This window comes from Vibrio sp. V10_P2A27P122 (assembly GCF_963874335.1).
Lineage (GTDB): Bacteria > Pseudomonadota > Gammaproteobacteria > Enterobacterales > Vibrionaceae > Vibrio > Vibrio anguillarum.
The window spans coordinates 1-2,635 of record NZ_CAWNHY010000193.1; the positions used below are offsets into that span (position 1 = coordinate 1).

3 protein-coding genes are annotated in these 2,635 nt (G+C 43.0%); 2 read left to right on the forward strand and 1 reads right to left on the reverse strand.

Annotated elements, in window-relative coordinates; translation table 11 throughout:
• Positions 1-43 precede the first annotated feature (43 nt).
• Positions 44-448 carry a cystatin domain-containing protein gene (locus AACQ17_RS08440; protein ID WP_094147666.1) on the forward strand — a complete coding sequence of 135 codons (405 nt, stop codon included), beginning with the start codon at positions 44-46 and terminating at the stop codon, positions 446-448.
• A 91-nt stretch (positions 449-539) separates the two neighbouring features.
• Here the strand turns inward: AACQ17_RS08440 and AACQ17_RS08445 are convergent, their stop codons facing one another.
• Positions 540-1,715 carry a lytic polysaccharide monooxygenase gene (locus AACQ17_RS08445; protein ID WP_374956462.1) on the reverse strand — a complete coding sequence of 392 codons (1,176 nt, stop codon included), beginning with the start codon at positions 1,713-1,715 and terminating at the stop codon, positions 540-542.
• A gap of 494 nt (positions 1,716-2,209) precedes the next feature.
• Here AACQ17_RS08445 and AACQ17_RS08450 point away from each other — a divergent pair.
• The coding region (locus tag AACQ17_RS08450) for an MFS transporter (RefSeq protein ID WP_170935173.1) at positions 2,210-2,635 on the forward strand (426 nt) is incomplete at its 3' end.

A 2,635-nucleotide genomic window follows, 5' to 3' on the forward strand; every position in this document is an offset into this window, starting at 1 on the left:
GAAATTAACTTCATTTAATAAACTAACAAACTGAGAAAATACAATGAAAAAGTTAATGTTCCCAATTTTTGGTTTACTCGCGTTAGCGGGGTGTGATCAACAAACGCAAACAGAAAGTACTAAGGCTCTAGAGCCCACCGTGATGGTGACGGAAACAGATGCCGTACCGTCACCCATCTGTGCAAGCGAGTTGATGCCGGGAGGTTGGCAAGCGACAGAAATTACCGACGAAGCTAAAGAAGCGTTGAAGAGCGCTTTAGCACAAATGGAGAGCAATGCACAATTAAAAGACATTATCGATGTCCGTTCACAAGTGGTTAACGGGGTGAATTATGCCATTGAGTTTGAAATGGATGATGGCAGCATTTGGAATGCGATAATCTATCGCAGTTTAGAAGGTGATTACTCGTTAACCCAACCAGCAAAACAAGGCAAATTGTGTGAATAACCTCATCTCATAAGCCATTATTAAACCAGAGTTAGAGAGTAAAAAGAGGCCATGGCCTCTTTTTACTACCCGATACTATAGCTATTTAATACTATCGCCATACACCCCATTCACCCGTAGTTCCGGGCTCTTCATTTTTTGTCCACCACTGCGCGGTCCAAGTTTGCTGCTTGTGCATAACGACATCACCGGACGTATAAATTTTAGTCGCATTCCAAGCATTATCTGGGACAGGTGGCTGTGGCGTTTCCTCTTTTAGCAAAGAAAGCTGATAACTATAAGTCGCGTTTGGAGCAAACACACGGTTAGCATATACATTCTGGCTATCGTACATATAGTGATTCATTTCTTGGTGCCAAATACCAATAAACCATCCCCCTTTTTTCACTTGGTTAAACTGACCTGCCATTTCCGCTGGCCACGTTGCTGTATTATTGGCTGAAATCGCTACGCTGATATCGGTCGTTTCATTGCCATTGGCATCGAAGGTACGCAAACGAACCGTATCGCCAGATTCAACAGGACCAAAACCTTGTGAAAGATAACCACCAAGATCGCTGAGATTCTGCGCAGGTTCTGATGGGTCTGTCGGATCCGTTGGGTTTGATCCACCACCGCTAAAACTAATATCACTGCAGTTATAAAAACCTTCGCCCGCGGCATCAATACGTTGCCAGCGAGTATAAAGCACAGCATCACCACTTCTATCGGCGGGCAGGGTAATCTTGATGCGATATTTTTTATCCGTCCCCACGGTGATATTACCTTTGGTATCAATAAGATCCAGATCATCCCAAGTTAATGGGGCCTCACCGGTATAAGTCGGTTTAGAGAGATAAAACTCCCAATAAGAGGGGTTATGTGGCGCGGTAGCATTAAAGACTAATTCGATTTGTTGATTAGCGTCTAAATTCACGGCCGTTTTTTGCCAATGAGGTGAAGCAACATCTAACCCTGCTTTCGCGTTGCTGCCTGCGGAGCACAACAAGCCGTCGCGAACAACAGCTTGAACATGAGCCATGTCACGATAATTTGCCACATTGGCCGCCACTTCATTGCGTTGTACAAAAGGATAAGCTCCGGACTGATCAAAAGCCGCTTGGCATGCTGCATTAGGGATCGTATTACTCCAAAAACCACCATCTAAGTAACAGGTATTTTGCCGCGCGCTCGGAAATTCAACCCAACCATGAGCTTGTGCATGAGCAGAAAGCAATCCGCTCAATGAAAGCAAACCCAATACACTGACTTTATTAAAATTATTCATCATTCTTCCTTTTTGTATTATTAGCATCAATGCCACAGAACGACACTCTGTAACACATGAATTGCCAATCAAAGCTAGCAAGAATTATCAATAGACAGTGTCAAATCTGGGTAGGAATACTGGACTATTTGCTTATTTTGCCACTCTCTTTCCAATCAAAAAGGATATGAATCATTGAACTCACAGTGAGTTTCGAGTGACTTCATGGTTTAACAATTTTTGCCAACTTTCCTTATCTGCGATTTAATTGACGACAAAACAACCAAAAACAAACATCTCGCGAACAAAAGTGAAAACGATTACATCTCAATTTAATGGCACTAACCATGAAAAAATGAAAACTAATCATTTGTTTTTATGCACAAATTAATTCCCTTGTAACATTTGTCACAGAAATACATTCAGTTGCACACGACAATGCCGTTCTCTTTCGAATGAAACATTTTTTATCGTTCGAGCTTTAGAACCATCGCACTACATTAATGAGGTCAACTATGTTTGGTATCTTTAAACCCCAAGCGCATATCGAGAGGCTCGCTACTGAGCGGCTCGATAGCACTTATAGCCGCTTGCGCTGGCAGTTATTCATCAGTATTTTCTTCGGCTACGCAGGCTACTACCTTGTTCGTAAGAACTTTAGTTTGGCGATGCCTTATTTGATTGACCAAGGTTTTAGCCGCGGTGATCTCGGGGTAGCTCTTGCCGCCGTATCGATTGCTTATGGCCTATCTAAATTTTTAATGGGGAGTGTTTCTGACCGCTCTAACCCACGCTACTTCTTAAGTGCAGGCCTTTTAATGTCTGCGTTAGTGATGTTCTGTTTCGGTTTTATGCCGTGGGCAACAGGCAGCATTACTGCGATGTTTATTTTGCTGTTCTTAAACGGTTGGTTCCAAGGTATGGGCTGGCCTGCTTGTGGC

Bases quoted from the DNA above. Each gene is read 5' to 3' on its own strand.
- AACQ17_RS08440 (WP_094147666.1), top strand. From the start codon at position 44: ATGAAAAAGTTAATGTTCCCAATTTTTGGTTTACTCGCGTTAGCGGGG.
- AACQ17_RS08445 (WP_374956462.1), bottom strand. From the start codon at position 1,715: ATGAATAATTTTAATAAAGTCAGTGTATTGGGTTTGCTTTCATTGAGC.